This is a genomic window from Streptomyces sp. NPDC001781 (assembly GCF_053596035.1).
Genome location: NZ_JBSFFI010000027.1, coordinates 67,910 through 82,130, shown reverse-complemented (window position 1 = coordinate 82,130; position 14,221 = coordinate 67,910). Strand labels below are relative to the sequence as shown.

Sequence of the window (14,221 nt, the reverse complement as noted above, 5' to 3'; positions counted from 1 at the left end):
CCAGGACCGGCCGGTCCTGGGGCGCCCCTCGCCCGTCGCCCCCCTTCGACATGCGGTTCTTCCGCCCCCGCCGTCCGTACTGCGGGCTCGCCGGGCCAGGTGCACGATGGTGGGAGTGGGCAGGCGAGAGGAGGCGGCTGCCGATGGCTCGGACACCTCCGGAGACGGTCGTACCCCTACGGCTCTGGCGCTGGCGGCGCAATCCGCTGCGCAGGCGCGGCGACCTCGTCGAGGCGTGGGTCGTGCTCCTCACCTGGATCCTCGTGGTGCTGGGCGGTGCCCTCGGCGGCATGGCGGCCGCGAGCTCGGTGGACTCCACGCTCGCCGCCCGGCGCGCCCAGGTGCACGAGGTCCGCGCGGTCCTCACCGGCCCGGCGCCGAAGACCCCGCCCTCGCGCGGCGGTTACGACGACGACCGGGTGTGGGCCGACGTGCGCTGGACCGACGCCAAGGGCGCCGTGCACACCGACAAGGCCAAGGTGAGGCCTGCGACCCCGGCCGGGACCACCGTCGGCCTGTGGACGGACGGCAGGGGCCGCACCGTGCCCCCGCCCGCCTCCCCGGCCGAATCCCTGCTCCAGACGGTGCTCACCGGCGTCCTCGTCGCCCAGATCACCGGCACGGCCGTCTGGGCCGGCGGGCGGCTGGTGTGCGGCTCGCTCGTCCGGCGCCGGCTCGCGCAGTGGGACGAGGAGTGGAGCCGGGTCGGCCCGGAGTGGCGGCGGCTCAGCGGCGGCAGGGGCTGACGCCCCGGCCTCACCTGCGCAGCGCCTCGAACGCGCGCCGGGCGGCGACACCGATCGCCAGGTCGATGTCCGGCGCCAGGGAAGCCCTGCGGTCCGCGCGGGTCAGCGCGGCCAGAGCCACCCGGTCGCCGGAGTCCGCCTCCACCACACCGATCTCGTGCCTCAGGTGCAGGAACGACCCCGTCTTCCCGCTGAACCGCAGCGAGTCCGCGCGCAGCTCGCTCGCCATGCGGTGGGTGAAGACCTGTGAGCCCATGAGCCGGCGCAGCTCCGCCGTCGCGGCCGGATCGGAGATCTCGTCGCGCCAGACCCGCTCCAGCAGGGAGACCAAAGCCCTTGCCGTCCCGGTGCTGGCGTGCGCCGGGTCCAGCGTCTCGATGGTGTGCCGGCCCGTGCGCTCGTCGCGTACCGCCAGCTCCAGCGCGAGCGAGAAGTCGTTGCCGCAGGCTCCGGCCGCGCAGGCGTACATGTGGTGCAGCCGGTGCCGTACCCGCAGGTCCGGGCAGTCCCATGAGCGCAGCCGGGCGGCCACCTCCGGGACGGGAACCAGGTCGAGGAGGAGATCGGCGGCGACGTTGTCGCTCACCGAGAGCATCATCATCAGCAGATCACCGACGGCCAGCGTCGCCGGATGGCGGAACGCCGCGAGCCCGGTGGGACCGGCGCTCCCGGGCGAGGGCACGTGGCTCACGGGCCGGGCCGGGTCGAGTCGCCCGGTCGCGATCCGGTCCAGCACCACGAGGGCGAGCGGGACCTTCACCACCGAGGCCAGCGGCACCGGTACGTCCGCTGCGAAGCCCAGTTCCTCGCCCGTGTCGATGTTCCGGGCCAGGAACGAACCCCGGACGCCGAGCGCGTCCCACTCGAGGGCGATGCCGTCCGCCACCTCGGTACTCATCCCGCCACCTCCGCAAGGGTCCTCGTCAGCCAGGCCGGGACCTCGCCGCTCTCCCCGTGCGACCCGCTCGCGCCGACCGCGTACCCCCGGTGGAGGGAGGTGTCTGCCAGCGGGGTCCAGCTCGCGCCGTGCTGCCGGGCGAACGGCTCCGCGCACAGCAGGCGTGCCCGCCCGGCCAGCGTGCCGGCCAGCGCGGCGGCGGCCGGCCCGGCCGGCCGCAGAAGCGTCTCCGGCAGCCCGGCGCGCGCCGCGGCACGCGCCAACCGATCCTGTGCGTAAGGCACTTCGTCTTCCTCCAGGGTCAGGATGGGCAGGCCGGCCACGCCTCGGGGCGGACGGAGGTCCTCCAGGTGGAGGACGCGTCGTGCGAGCGGTGACGCCGCCGCCAGGCCGAGCGGAACCCGGAGCGCGGCCCGTTCGGGGGCGACGCGGAGCAGGGCGTAGGCCAGCGAACCGTCAGTGAGGCCCGACTGCCTTGCCCGTGGTGGGAGTTCACGTACCGCCAGCGTAGTGCCGCGCTCGGTGCCGGCGCGGAGTACCCCGGCCAGGGCCACCGGCGCGCAGTGCGCGGGCACCCCCACGACCCGTACCCGCGCGGCGCGGGCCGAGCGGGCGGCCACGTCCAGCCGGTCGGCGCGCTCCAGCACGTCCCGGGCGTACGGGAGCAGCGAGGTGCCGAACTCCGTCACGGTGACCTGGCGCCGGGAGCGGTCGAACAACTGGCCGCCGAAATAGGTCTCCAGCGACTTGATACGGCGGCTGAGCAGCGGCTGCGCGATCCCCAGCCGGTCGGCCGCGCGCGAGAAGCTCACCTCGTCGGCCGTCGCGGTGAACGCCGCCAGATGCGCGAGCAGATCCATCCAGGAGTCATATCAATAAGTCATGGAGCGTTCAAAGTTCACTCTTGGACATGAGCGGTGTCCTGCTGTTTCGCTGTCACCCCGTCGGTGATCCAGCCGGCCCGACGGGACGACTTCCGTGGAGGAGACCGCACATGACCCGTGCCACCCCCGTCCCGCGCCGCACCCTGCTCCGCGCCGGTGCCGCCCTCGGTGCCGCGGCCGCCGTGACCGCCGCCGCCCCGGCCTCCGCCGGCCCGCACGGTCCGGCCGCGTTGCGCCCCGAACTGGCCGCGCTGGAGAAGCGGTACGGCGCGCGGCTCGGTGTGTACGCGCACAACACGCGCACCGGAGCGACGGTGGCCTACCGCGCCGACGAGCCGTTCGCCATGTGCTCGACGTTCAAGGCCGTCGCGGCCGCGGCCGTGCTGCGCGATCACGGCGGCCGCGCCGCGCTCGGTGAGGTGATCCACTACCCGCCGGCGGACATCCTTTCCAACTCCGAGCAGACCAGGGCCCACCAGGAGACCGGGATGGCGCTGGGCGAGGTGTGCGCGGCCGCCGTCCAGTACAGCGACAACACGGCGGGCAACCTCATGCTCCGCCGGATCGGCGGCCCGGCCGGGCTCACCCGCTTCTTCCGCTCCCTCGGTGACCGGGTGAGCCGGCTGGACCGCTGGGAGACCGACCTGAACACCGCCGTACCGGGTGATCCGCGCGACACCACCACACCCCGCGCTCTCGGCCGTACCTTCGAACTGCTCACGCTGGGGCGGGTACTGGATGACGGCGACCGGGAGCAGTTCGTCGGCTGGCTGCGCGGGAACACCACCAGTGGCAAGCGCTTCGGGGCCGGCCTCCCGTCTGGCTGGGTCCTCGCGGACAAGACCGGTACCGGCTCCTACGCCACCGCCAACGACCTCGGTGTGGCCTGGACCGGCAAGGGCACGCCGCTGCTGCTGTCCGTGCTGTCCACCAAGCCGGCGCCCGACGCGCTGGTCGACGAGGCACTGATCGAGGAGACGGCCCGTCTGCTCGCGGCCACCCTCGCGCCGGGGGAGTAGCCGGGGCCGCAGGAGGGGGTGCCGCCGCGGACGGTTCCCCCCCTTTTCCCCTCCGCGCGGGCCGGTTTCCCAGTACCGGCAGTAACATGATGATCTTTCTCTGTAAGTTACTCACCAGTCAATCAGGCGCCGCCCGCAGGGGCGCGACCTCCTCCGGAGATGACCATGTCCGCTACCGACGAGGCGTTGGACAACGCCCGTAACGCCTACGAGCAGCATGTGGGGACCTGCCGCCAGTGCCGTGCCGACGGCGCGGCCTGTGCCGTTGCCAAGGTCCATCTGCGTACGTACAACAACGCCCGCCGCCACCATCTCCGGGCCGCGGGCGGCACGGTTCCCAGAGGCTGAGACCTCCGGGGCTCAGTACGGGGGAGCGTCCCCGGCCTCCAGCAGTGAGCTGGTGGCGTCCACCGCCCCCGCTGCCGACGGGAAGAGCCGGGTCCAGGCGCGGGCCCGCCCCAGCGCGCCCAGCCGCCAGGCGAGTCGGGCCGCGCGGCGCAGCTCCGCGGCCGTCAGCCCGAGGTCCGTCCAGGGGTCCAGGTAGGCGTCGCGCAGGCGGGGGAGTACCCCGGGTCCGAACCGCTCGGCCGCCCGCTGGGCCGGAATGCGCAGACTGGCGAACGGGTGCGAGACGACGGCGTCCCCCCAGTCGAAGTAGGTGAACCGGCCCGGCCCCGGGTGGAAGAGCTGGCCCTCGTGCAGGTCGGCGTGGTCCAGGGAGTCGGGCACACCGAACGCGTCCAGCTCCGCGCACCAGTCGGCCAGCCGGGTACCGAGTGCGTCGAGCCGGGCCCGACGGTCCGCCTCCGGGGCGCCGGTCCCCGCCCGCAGCATGCCGAAGGACGCGGGCACCTCGCTCACCCGCAGTCCCGGTACGCCGAGCGCGCACAGTTCGGCGACGCGCGGGACCAAGGCGCGCTGCATCCGCGCGTACCCGCCGAGCAGTTCCTCCCAGGCCCGCGGCCCTGCCTGCACCTCGCGGAACAGCGGCCCGCCGTCCGGCAGCAACGACCACCCCCGGCCGCCGTCCACGGCCAGCGGCCGCAGCACGTACTCCGGGACCCACCGGGCCAGCGCGGCGGTCAACGGCCCCTCGAAGGAGCCGGCCGGCGGACTGGCCTTGAACCACACGGGGGCCCGCCCGCCCACCGGCACCCGCATCAGCACAGACCAGGGGCGCACCCGGACCCGGGGCACCCCGCTCCATCGAAGCCCGCACCGGGCGAGCTCCCCCTCGATCCACTCGAGGACGGCCCCCCGCCACGCCGCGTCCTCCCACGGCGTCACCGCGTCGGGGTACGCCCCCCGGTCCACCTCGATCATGCGCTCCATCACGTCATCCCAGCACGCCGGACCGCCTCCGGCCAGGGAATTCGCCGGCCGACGCCCGAGTTCTCGCCGCGCGTGCGCCACGGTCGGCTCCCGCGGCTCTGTCAGGGGCCGTCGCCGCCCCGTCCGGGCCGGTGGGGCACACGAGGGTGATCCCGCCGGCCAGGCCCCGGCGGCCGCGCGGCCCGCGCCTGGACCGACGTCCCCTCAGCGCCCGTAACGCCGCTCGCGGGCCGCGTACGAGCGCAGCGCGCGCAGCAGGTCGATCTGGCGGAACGCGGGCCACAGCACGTCCACGAAGTGCACCTCCGCGTACGCCGACTGCCACAGCAGGAACCCGGAGAGGCGCTGCTCGCCGGAGGTGCGGATGACGAAGTCGGTGTCGTGCCCGGCGGGGGAGTACAGGTTGTCGGTGATGTGCTCCAGGTCGAAGTCGGCGGCCAGGTCCCGTGGGTCGCCCCCGGCCCGGATGTGCCTGTCGAAGGCGGCCCGGACGGCGTCCACGATCTCCCGGCGTCCGCCGTAGCCGACCGCCACGTCGACCTTCAGCCCACCCCGGCCCGTCGTCGTGGCGGCTGCCTCCTTCAGCACCCGCGCGGTGTCGCCCGGCAGCAGGTCCAGCGCGCCGATGATCTCGATCTCCCAGGGCGCGTCGGTCGCGCACACCCGGCGCACGGTCTCCTCGATGATGTCGAGCAGCGGCCCGAGTTCGGCGGCCGGACGGTGCAGGTTGTCGTCGGAGAGCATCCACAGGGTGACGTGGCTGATCCCGGCGTCGGCGCACCAGTGCAGGAAGTCCGTGACCTTCGCGCCGCCGACCCGGTAGCCCTCACGGACGTCGGTGTGCCCCGCGCCCCGCGCCCAGCGCCGGTTGCCGTCCAGCATGATCGCCACGTGCCGGGGCCGGGGCAGACCCTCCAACTTGCGGTTCAGCCGACGCAGATACACCACTTCCAGCGCCGAGCGCAGTGCCTTCCATGCCACGCCGAGATCCTTCCATGGCCGGGGGGGGAACGAGGTCGCAAACGATAGCGGCAATTGCCGGAGGCGCTCTGCCCGGCCACCCTCCGGCCGCTCCGGGCGGGGTCCCCACCCTGGCCCTGTCGGCGCTCGCTCGCCAACTACCGACGCATGTCCTGTCGTTGGAGATCGAGGCGGAAGAGTCGCGTACCGCGTACGGCCCGGTGTACTCGACGGTCTCCCGGCGGGGGTCTGCCCGGCGTACCGGTGGATCTCCGTGGGCAGTTCTGTGCGGTCGGCGGGGGAGCGGACCCGGTCAGCGAGGTCCGCGAAGCGGACGGCGTCCGCCGGCGCCGGAGCAGCAGATGCCCGGTGCGCCCGGCGGCTTACGACTCCGTCAGGGGGACGGACAGCAGCAGGGCCGCCGCGCAGCCCATGCGGCTGCCCGCGTCCCCCGCCGCACCGGGTCAGCCGGCCGCCTCCGCGGGGGCGAGCCCGGCCCCGCTGCCCGCGTCCGCCTCGGCCCGGCTCAGCGCCGCGTCGCGGGTGTCCGGCATCAGCACATAGGTGACCAGCGAGACCAGCGCGCACCCCGAGACGTACCAGAAGAACAGCTTCTCGTGACCGGCGTCCTTGAACCACAGCGCCACGTACTCGGCCGTCCCGCCGAACAGGGCGTTGGCCAGCGCGTAGGGCAGGGCAACGCCGAGGGCCCGTACCCGGGTCGGGAACAGCTCCGCCTTCACGGCCGCGTTGATCGAGGTGTACCCGGTCACGATCACCAGCGCCAGGAGGGACAGCGCCAGCGCCGGCCAGTACGAGTGCGTCGACCCCAGCGCCGTCATGATCGGATAGGTGCCCACCGTGCACCCCACCGCGAAGGTGATCAGCAGCGGCCGGCGGCCGATCCGGTCGGAGAGCGCCCCGGCCGCCGGCTGGATCGCCGCGAACACCGCGAGCGCGGTGAAACTCACCAGCGTGGCCGTCGACTTGGCCATGCCCGCGCTGCCGATCAGGTACTTGGTGAGATAGGTGGTGTACGTGTAGTAGGCCACTGTGCCGCCCAGGGTCAGCGCCATCACCAGAGCGGCCTCACGCCGGTGCTCCCACAGCGCCCTGAGCGAGCCGCGCGCGGTGTCCGTGCCGCCGCCCGTCTCCTCGGTGAACGCCTCCGTCTCCGTCAGCCGCCGCCGCAGCCAGAACACCACCAGCGCGAACACCGCGCCCAGCACGAACGGCACCCGCCAGCCCCAGCTCTGCAACTGCCCGGTGGTGAGGGTGTGCTGCATCGTGATCAGGATCGCCAGGCCGAGCAACTGCCCGCAGGTCATGGACACGTACTGGAAGGACGATCCGAGCCCGCGCCGGTTCCGGGCGGAGGCCTCCGTCAGGTAGGTCGCGCTGGCCGCGTACTCCCCGCCGATGCTGAGCCCCTGGAGCAGCCGCGCCAGCAGCAGGACCAGCGCGCCGAAGTAGCCCGCCTGCCCGTAGGTCGGCGCGACGGCGATCAGCAGGGCCGCGACCGACATCATGGTGACGGTGAGGGTCAGCGCGCTCTTGCGGCCGTGGCGGTCCGCCGCCCGCCCCAGCACCCAGCCGCCGACCGGACGCATCAGGAAGCCGACCGCGAAGATGCCGGCGGTGTCCAGCAGCTTGGTCGTCGGATTGTCACCGGGGAAGAAGGAGTCCGCGAAGTAGATCGCGAAGCTGGCGTAGACGAACCAGTCGTACCACTCCACGAGATTGCCCAGTGAACCGCCGATCAGGGCGAAACGGCGGGCGGCGGGGGTCACCGAGGGTGGTGCGGCGGACGCGGACATGGCGGCTCCAGACGTGGGGGGCGGGGCCCGCCGCCGTGGGACGCCGGACCCGGATGCCGCCCGAGCATGCGCCGCGCACCCGTCCCGGGCAAGGGACGACGCGCAGATCTCACACGCCGCCAAGGAAGCGGCGCGTCCAGCCGCGGATACAGCCGGGTGCCGCCCGGCCGGAAGCCGGCACGCTCGTACACCCGCCGGGAGCCGTCCCCTGTGGGTTTCAGCCACACCGATTCCGCGCCCCGCTCAGCACCCCACTACGGCCTCCGTGGGGTCGTGCCCGGCAGCGGGGTCCGCCAGCCGAATTGCGGCCCTGGTGCCGAGGTCGATGTAGAGGTAACGTCCGGAACTGGAAATCCGGTTCTGCCTCAATCTGGACGTCTCCGTGCCCTTCCCGGTCGCCCCGGCCCTGGCCCGTCTGGTCGCCACCGGTACCGAACACGGCGCCGAGCCGCCGGAGACACTGCGGGACCGGCGCGCCCGGGAGCTGCGCGCGACGGTGGAGGAACTGGCCGCGCGGCGCGGGGCGACCCCGAGATCGCTGAGCCGCGACGCCAAGCGCGAGCTGGTGCGGCAGCTGCACGGCGAGGGCTGGTTCGATGCGCGGGACGCCGCCCGGACCATCGCCGACCTGCTCGGAGTCCGGCGGGCGACCGTCTACAACTGCACGAAGCAAGAGCCCACACCACTCCCTGGGGGACCCGCCATGCCCGCCGAACCGCACCTCACCCTCGACGACGTCCGCGCGGCCGCCGCCCGCCTGGATGGCGTCGCGCACCGGACCCCAGTCCTCACCTCGCGCACCCTCAACGCCCGTGTCGGGGCGGAGGTTTTCATCAAGTGCGAGAACTTCCAGCGGGTCGGAGCGTTCAAGTTCCGCGGCGCCTACAACGCCGCCGCGCAGTTGCCGCCGGACCAGCTCGCCAAGGGCGTCGCCGCCTTCTCCTCCGGCAACCACGCCCAGGCCGTCGCGCTGGCCGCCCGGGAACTGGGCACCACCGCCGTCATCCTGATGCCCGAGGACGCCCCCCGCTCCAAGATGCAGGCCACCCTCGGCTACGGCGCGGAGGTCGTCACCTACGACCGCTACACCGAGGAGCGCTCGACGCTCGGCGAGGGACTGGCGAGGGAAAGGGGGCTGGCCCTCATCCCGCCCTACGACCACCTCGACGTCATCGCAGGCCAGGGCACGGCCGCGCTGGAACTGCTGGAGGACACCGGCGAGCTGGACGCGCTCGTGGTGCCGGTGGGCGGCGGTGGGCTCATCGCGGGCTGTGCCGTCGTGGCGAAGTCCCTGAACCCGTCGGTGCGGATGATCGGCGTGGAGCCGGAGTCGGGCGACGACACCAAGCGCTCACTGGAGTCGGGGGAGCGCGTCACCATCCCGGTGCCCCGCTCCATCGCCGACGGGCAGGTGGTGCCGAGCCCCGGCGAGATCACCTTCCAGCTCAATCAGCGGCTGGTCGACGCCATCGCGCTGGTCAGCGACGAGGAGATCGCCGACGCCATGCGCTTCGCCTTCGAACGCCTGCGGATCGTGCTCGAACCGAGCGGTGCCACGCCGCTCGCCGCCCTGCTGTCCGGGCGGGTCGGGGACCTTCCGCCGCGGGTCGGCGTCATCGCCTCGGGCGGGAACATCGACACCCGGCGCTTCGCGGAGATCACCGCGGGCTGAGCCGGGCACCGGCCGCCGGACCCCCTGCGGTGCGGGGGCCCGGCGAATGGCGGGCGGATCAGACGGTGCCGCTCGCGGAGACCGACACCTTGGCCTTCGGGGCGCCGCTGCCGCTGCCGAGGGACTCGATGCGGTCCACGACGTCCTGGCCCTCGACGACCTCGCCGAAGACGACGTGCTTGCCGTCCAGCCAGCTGGTGACGACGGTGGTCACGAAGAACTGCGAGCCGTTGGTGTTCGGGCCCGCGTTCGCCATGCTCAGCAGGTACGGCCGGTCGTGCTTGAGGTTGAAGTTCTCGTCGGGGAACTTCTCGCCGTAGATGCTCTTGCCGCCGGTGCCGTTGCCGTTGGTGAAGTCACCGCCCTGGAGCATGAACTGCGGGATGACCCGGTGGAAGGGGGAACCGGCGTAGCCGAAGCCGTGCTTGCCGGTGGCCAGCTCGCGGAAGTTCTTGGCGGTCTTGGGCACGACGTCGTCGAAGAGACGGAACACGATCCGGCCCGCCGGCTCGTCGTTGATGGTGATGTCGAAGTACACGTTCTCGCTCATGTAGATCAACCTACCGTCGCTCGGCGCCGGACGTTCGCCGCGGTCGGGCACGGCGGACCGGCTCTGCGAGGTCCCGCTGCGGACGCTCGGGATCGAATGTGCGACCGCAAAGACAGGTCGGCTGCATGAAAGTCGCTCCGTTCAGGTGTTGTTGACCCGAATGAGGGTCTCCCTTGTATGCCTAGGCAAACCCCGTCGAGCGTCACCAGCTCACCGGCAGTGTTCTCGGACCGCGAATCAGCCCGTCCCGCTGGAACTCGACCTCCTCGGCCGGTACGGCGAGCCTCAGCTCCGGGAACTCCGTCATCACGGCCTCGATCAGCACCTCGGCCTCCATCCGGGCCATCAGCGCGGCCAGGCAGAAGTGCGGGCCGTGCCCGAAGGCGACGTGCCCCACGCCGGAGCGGTCGAAGTCCAGCAGGTCCGGAGCGGGGAAGGCGGAGGGATCGCGGTTGGCGGCGACGTAGGCGTTGTAGACCACGTCCCCCTTGCGGATCAGATGGCCGCCGACCGTCACGTCCTCGGTGGCGATGCGGGGAATGCCGACGCCGTTGCGGTGCGGGACGAACCGGAAGAGTTCCTCCACCGCCCTCGGCAGCAGTTCCGGCTCCCGGCGCAGCCGCTCGAACTGGTCCGGGTGGGTGAGCAGGGCGTACATCATGGAGCCGCTGTTGTTGCGCACGGCGTGCCCGCCGCTGACGTACACGGCCATGGCCAGCGAGATCGCCTCGTCGTCGGTGATCTCACCGTTCGCCGTGGCCGCCGCCAGCACTCCGGCCAGGTCATCACGCGGCTCGGTGCGGCGGCGCTCCAGCAGCCGGACCACCCGGTTCCGGGTGTCCTGCCGGGCAGCCTGGTTGCGCTCCTTCGCGTTCGCCTTGGTCAGCAGCGCCTCCGAGTTGCCGGCCCAGTTGCGCCAGTCGTCCTCGTCGGCGCCCAGGAAGGCGCAGACCACCGCGATGGGGAACGGCGTGTACAGGTGCTCCATGAGATCGCCGGGCGCACCCGCGCTCCGCATGTCCCGGAGCATCCCGCGGGCGGTGCGCTCGGCGAGCGGCCGCAGCCGGGCCATGCTCTTCGCGGTGAAGGCCCGCGCCACCACCCGGCGCAGCACGGTGTGCCGCGGCGCGTCGATGTACTGGAGGCCGGCCGTCCGGGAGGCCACGGTCTGCGGCGCCATCGTCGTCACCGAGCGGCCCAGCAGTTCCGCGCGGGAGAAGCGGGGGTCGGAGGTGACGAAGCGGACGTCCTCGTAGCGGGTGACCAGCCACGCGTGCCCCTCCCCGTAGGGCAGGCGGATGCGGGTGACGGGCTCCTCGCGCAGCAGCGAGTCCAGGAAGGGGTCGGGGTCCAGCGCGGGCAGGTCCTCGACCAGCCAGGGCCGTACGGGCGGCGGGGGCGGGGAGGACGGGGGTACGGGTTCGACGGACGCGGAGTCGAAGGTCATGGCGGGTCCCTTCTCCAGCAGTGTCCGTCAGCCTCCCGCAGCCGCACGGCTCCCGCATGCGGGGTTCCGCCACATCAGCGGTCCCCCTGGCGCACCGGAGTGCATCAGGGGGACCGATGGGGCCGGGAGGTCATCACCGACGGGTCACCAGTAGTGCCGACGGCCGGCGACCGCGTGACCGGTGGCGCCGAGAATCCAGAGGACGGCGCCGATCACCGCGAGAATGATGCCGATCGTCCACAGGATCGAGATCCCGGTGAGAAAGCCGATGATCAGAAGGATGACGCCGATCGCGAGCATGGTGTGCCTCCAGCCGTAGGAGTAGTACCTGCTCTTCTTGTGCCCCGATGCGGGGCACAATCTCACTTCGGAGCGGGAAACCTGCACGTCCATTCGAGCCGATCCGGGACCGGCGGCGTTTCCGCAGGTCAGTGATGTGCCGGCGGCTCGTGGGGGGAGGTGGGCAGGGCCAGATGGCCGAGGTCGCCGGGCGGTGGCGAGCGTACCGGCCACAGCGGGGCCGCCTGCCCGTCCGCGACCGCCGCGGGCGCGTCGGTGAGGTTCATCCGCTCGCGCAGCCGCCCGTAGAAGTCCATCGGGCCCAGCCGCACCGCTCGCAGCCGCCGGGGCGACGCGTAGACGCCGATCCAGTCGCCGGGGTCGAGCACGCCCCGCACCTGGCCGTCGATGCTGACGGCGGCCTGGCCGGAGCGCTCCAGCACCCGGAACGCGATCGGCTCGTCCGGCGCCGCCAGCACCGAGCGGTCGAACGTCATGTGCGGGGCGACCGGAGTGAACAGCAGCCCCTCCATACGGGGTGAGACCACCGGCCCCCCGGCGGCGAAGCTGTACGCCGTCGAGCCGGTCGGGGTGGCCACCAGCAGCGCGTCGGCGGAGTACGAGGCGAGGAGCTGGCCGGCGATGTAGACGCCGACCGACACCTGCCGGTCCCGGGTCAGCTTCTCCACGACCACGTCGTTCAGCGCGACGACGTTCAGCGCCACGCCCCAGTCGTCACCGACCGAGCACTCCCCGCGCACGCGTGGCGGCGGCAGCATCGGGCCGCGCCCGTAGCGCACCAGTTCGGCCATGTGCGGCGGCACCTCCAGTGGGCAGGAGGCGCGCATGGTGAGCAGCATCCGGTTCTCGGCCTCGTACCGGCCCTCGTGCACCGCGTCCAGCGCGGCGCGAACGGCCGGCGCGGGGACCTCCGTGAGGAAGCCGACCCGGCCGAGGTCGACGCCGAGCACCAGGGCGTCGTTCGCGGCGGCCAGGCGCGCGCCGCGCAGGAAGGTGCCGTCGCCGCCCAGGGTGACGATGAGGTCCGGGTCGCCCGCGCTGTCTACCTCCTCGCGGGCGCTGTGCCGGGCGCCCTCCTGCCACACGTCGATGTCGGCGCAGCTCACGTCGTGCCCGGCACACCACTCGCGCACCGCGTCCGCCGCGGCGACGGCGGCCGGCCGCCCGGCGTGCACGACCAACCCGACACGGCTCACCGTCATTCCGACACCCGCCTCCCAGCCGACCCTCACGACAGGCCCATCCTCACCGGGAGGCGGACAGGCGTGCGGGACGCCACGCCGCCGGGGTGCTACCGGGCGGTGCCGAAGTCCTGCGTCCAGTAGCTGCCGGGCTGGGCGAGACCCACACCGATCTCCTTGTAGGAGCAGTTGAGGATGTTCTCCCGGTGGCCGGGGCTGTTCATCCAGCCGGCCATGACCTGCTCGGGCGTCGAATAGCCGAAGGCGACGTTCTCGCCGTACGCGCTCCACCGGTAGCCGGCGGCGGTGATGCGCGAGCCGGGGTCGGAGCCGTCGGAGCCGGTGTGCGACATCGTTTTGTGTGCCGCCATGTCGGCGCTGTGGGCCTGCGCGGCCCTGGTCAGCGTCGAGTTGAGCTGCACCGGGGAGCAGCCGGCCTTCGCGCGCTCGGCGTTGACCAGTTCCACGACACGGGACACGTCGCCGGAGGCCGTCGCGGCGGGCCGCGGGGTGCTGGGCGCGGTGGAGACCTGGTGCGCGACCGGCGCGGGAACGGGCCTCGCGGAGGTCGGCTCGGCGGGCCGGGCGGCCGCGGTGGACCTCGCCGCCTCGGGTGCCTGCCGTGCGGGGCGGTGGTGGGCGGGCGCCGAGGCGGGCCGGTGCGCGCTGCGGGTGCTCGGGGAAGCGGAGGCTGCCGCCCGGGTGGCCTGCTTGCGCACCTGGTGCGACGGGTGACGAGGGCTCTGCTCCGTCTGCCAGGCGGTGGCCTCGGTCTGCCGGCCGGAGTCGTCCTTCCAGCCCACGCAGGCCACGGCGGCGGTCGGTACGCCCACCGTGCCCACGGCGACGGCGGCTATGAGCACCCGCCGGTACTGCTGGTCCTTGCGGTGCTTTCCCATGCGTGAAACCTCATTCGGTAGGCGCCGGGCGCCGCCGCGCGGCTTCCTCTTGCTGGAACCCGCCTCCCGAACAGCAAAAGACGCCCTGCGAGTCGTCATTCTTAGGACGGTCACACAAGGCGTGCAAAGAGACTGACGTACTACCGGGCTTCGTAGACCTCGGAGCTCCTTGCCAAGGTCACGAAGGCGTGCCGACCCGGTGGTAGCGGCTTCCGGCCACTGCTGCCGGGCCGTCAGAACCCCGCATGATTTGCGAAAGCGAGGTTCCTGAGCGAGTGGACCGACCGCCCCGGGGGACAGCGTGATCCAAATAGCCGCCAAGGCGGACAAAGCGAACCGGTCGCCGCGGCCGGTCGACTACTAAGGAGCACCCGTAGGTCATCGGGGCCTGTGAGGGATGTCACGGAACCATCCCCTTGTCCGGCCGCCCGGCCCGAGGAGATCGCAACGGCCGCCCCCCCCTGATGCCGGGCGACCGCGCCTCCTTCGTCGCCGGCGCGGTCGTCAGGGTGGACG

Annotated in this window: 14 protein-coding genes and 1 pseudogene; 5 read left to right on the top strand and 10 right to left on the bottom strand. The window is 72.8% G+C overall.

Going from position 1 to position 14,221, the window contains the following annotated elements; all coding sequences use genetic code 11:
- The first annotated feature begins 143 nt into the window (after positions 1-143).
- Positions 144-746 carry an Rv1733c family protein gene (locus ACWCV3_RS23000; protein WP_451227222.1) on the top strand — a complete coding sequence of 201 codons (603 nt, stop codon included), beginning with the start codon at positions 144-146 and terminating at the stop codon, positions 744-746.
- Positions 747-756: 10 nt separating this feature from the next.
- Here ACWCV3_RS23000 and ACWCV3_RS22995 read toward each other — a convergent pair whose 3' ends face one another.
- Complete coding sequence (locus ACWCV3_RS22995) at positions 757-1,644, bottom strand: serine hydrolase (protein WP_451227219.1); 888 nt, start codon at positions 1,642-1,644, stop codon at positions 757-759.
- Positions 1,641-2,504: a LysR family transcriptional regulator gene (locus ACWCV3_RS22990; RefSeq protein WP_451227216.1), complete on the bottom strand. Its 864-nt coding sequence runs from the start codon at positions 2,502-2,504 to the stop codon at positions 1,641-1,643. The genes ACWCV3_RS22995 and ACWCV3_RS22990 overlap by 4 nt, the downstream gene beginning before the upstream one ends.
- Positions 2,505-2,638: 134 nt before the next feature.
- On the opposite strand from ACWCV3_RS22990, the gene bla reads away from it, so the two are divergent.
- Both bla and ACWCV3_RS22980 read left to right on the top strand, forming a co-directional pair.
- Positions 2,639-3,547 carry a class A beta-lactamase gene (gene bla, locus ACWCV3_RS22985; RefSeq protein WP_451227213.1) on the top strand — a complete coding sequence of 303 codons (909 nt, stop codon included), beginning with the start codon at positions 2,639-2,641 and terminating at the stop codon, positions 3,545-3,547.
- A 165-nt stretch (positions 3,548-3,712) separates the two neighbouring features.
- Positions 3,713-3,895: a hypothetical protein gene (locus ACWCV3_RS22980; protein ID WP_451227210.1), complete on the top strand. Its 183-nt coding sequence runs from the start codon at positions 3,713-3,715 to the stop codon at positions 3,893-3,895.
- 12 nt (positions 3,896-3,907) lie between these two features.
- Here ACWCV3_RS22980 and ACWCV3_RS22975 read toward each other — a convergent pair whose 3' ends face one another.
- From ACWCV3_RS22975 to ACWCV3_RS22965, 3 genes are all read right to left on the bottom strand, one after another.
- The gene (locus ACWCV3_RS22975) at positions 3,908-4,879 is read right to left on the bottom strand and encodes an aminoglycoside phosphotransferase family protein (protein WP_451227207.1); all 972 of its coding nucleotides are present in this window, start codon (positions 4,877-4,879) and stop codon (positions 3,908-3,910) included.
- Between the two features lie 204 nt (positions 4,880-5,083).
- Positions 5,084-5,860 (bottom strand): isoprenyl transferase, encoded by a 777-nt coding sequence (locus ACWCV3_RS22970; protein WP_451227205.1) that lies wholly within the window; start codon positions 5,858-5,860, stop codon positions 5,084-5,086.
- 443 nt (positions 5,861-6,303) lie between these two features.
- Positions 6,304-7,656: an MFS transporter gene (locus ACWCV3_RS22965; protein WP_451227202.1), complete on the bottom strand. Its 1,353-nt coding sequence runs from the start codon at positions 7,654-7,656 to the stop codon at positions 6,304-6,306.
- 382 nt (positions 7,657-8,038) lie between these two features.
- Here ACWCV3_RS22965 and ACWCV3_RS22960 point away from each other — a divergent pair.
- Together ACWCV3_RS22960 and ACWCV3_RS22955 are read left to right on the top strand one after the other, a co-directional pair.
- Positions 8,039-8,308, top strand: a pseudogene (locus tag ACWCV3_RS22960) (helix-turn-helix domain-containing protein); the annotation flags it as partial.
- Positions 8,309-8,359: 51 nt separating this feature from the next.
- Entirely contained in the window at positions 8,360-9,328 is a 969-nt protein-coding gene (locus ACWCV3_RS22955; protein ID WP_451227231.1) for a pyridoxal-phosphate dependent enzyme, read from the top strand.
- A 58-nt stretch (positions 9,329-9,386) separates the two neighbouring features.
- On the opposite strand, the gene ACWCV3_RS22950 is transcribed toward ACWCV3_RS22955, so the two are convergent.
- The 5 genes from ACWCV3_RS22950 to ACWCV3_RS22930 form a co-directional block, all read right to left on the bottom strand.
- A complete protein-coding gene (locus tag ACWCV3_RS22950) occupies positions 9,387-9,878 on the bottom strand; it encodes a peptidylprolyl isomerase (RefSeq protein ID WP_451227199.1) in 492 nt (163 codons plus the stop codon).
- Between the two features lie 202 nt (positions 9,879-10,080).
- Positions 10,081-11,325 (bottom strand): cytochrome P450, encoded by a 1,245-nt coding sequence (locus ACWCV3_RS22945; protein WP_451227196.1) that lies wholly within the window; start codon positions 11,323-11,325, stop codon positions 10,081-10,083.
- Positions 11,326-11,469: 144 nt separating this feature from the next.
- On the bottom strand, positions 11,470-11,625 hold the full coding sequence (locus ACWCV3_RS22940; RefSeq protein ID WP_135784581.1) for a DUF6131 family protein: 156 nt from the start codon (positions 11,623-11,625) through the stop codon (positions 11,470-11,472).
- 128 nt (positions 11,626-11,753) lie between these two features.
- A complete protein-coding gene (locus tag ACWCV3_RS22935) occupies positions 11,754-12,827 on the bottom strand; it encodes an NAD(+)/NADH kinase (protein ID WP_451227228.1) in 1,074 nt (357 codons plus the stop codon).
- Positions 12,828-12,916: 89 nt separating this feature from the next.
- Entirely contained in the window at positions 12,917-13,705 is a 789-nt protein-coding gene (locus ACWCV3_RS22930; protein ID WP_451227193.1) for a CAP domain-containing protein, read from the bottom strand.
- Positions 13,706-14,221 lie beyond the last annotated feature (516 nt).